Origin of the sequence: Terribacillus sp. AE2B 122, assembly GCF_902497585.1 — a bacterium.
GTDB classification, from domain to species: Bacteria; Bacillota; Bacilli; order Bacillales; family Amphibacillaceae; genus Terribacillus; species Terribacillus saccharophilus_A.
Window position 1 is genome coordinate 17,972 of sequence record NZ_LR700948.1, and the last position, 682, is coordinate 18,653.

Annotated in this window: 1 protein-coding gene; it reads left to right on the forward strand. The window is 47.1% G+C overall.

Going from position 1 to position 682, the window contains the following annotated elements; all coding sequences use genetic code 11:
- Window positions 1-541: STAS domain-containing protein (locus AE2B122_RS19275; RefSeq protein ID WP_254593527.1), on the forward strand; the 541-nt coding region annotated here is incomplete at its 5' end.
- Window positions 542-682 lie beyond the last annotated feature (141 nt).

Here is a 682-nt window from a genome sequence, read left to right on the forward strand (position 1 = left end):
GCTGCTTATAATTGTCTTCCAGGATGTCTTGGTTCAAATTCCTATGGGCGCACTTGTTGCGGTCATGTTCATGGTCAGTATCGGAACGTTTGACTGGTCATCGGTGCGTAATCTGCATCGGATGCCGCTGACAGATGCAGCTGTCATGATTGTGACAGTAGCATCTGTGCTTTGGACGCATAACCTCTCCGTTGGTGTTATTATCGGAGTATTGATGAGCGCTGTGTTCTTTGCAGCCAAAATATCAAAAGTGGTTGTCAAAGAAACGGTACAAGGAGAACAAAAGGTCTATATGGTTAGAGGACAGCTGTTCTTCGTTTCAGTTACCGACTTCCTTACTTCCTTTGATCCGAAGCAGGAAAATGCCAAGCATATCGTCCTGGATTTCCAAGAAGCAAGATTATGGGATGATTCTGCTGTAGGAGCATTGGACAAGCTAGTGCTGAAATATCGGGAATACGGCATTCAGGTAGATGTTCGTAATCTCGACCATGCAAGCCAGGCACTCGTAGATCGACGTGCAGCTTATATCCGAGCATGAAAATAAGGCTAGGACATAACTAAATTCCCATTGCTTAAAACCGAATGTTATTCTTGAGCGCCGCTTAGGCAGAACACGCCGCTTTCCACGGGCACGGCCTCAGCCTCCTCGTGGAAAGTTCACCACTGCGGGGTCTTCAGC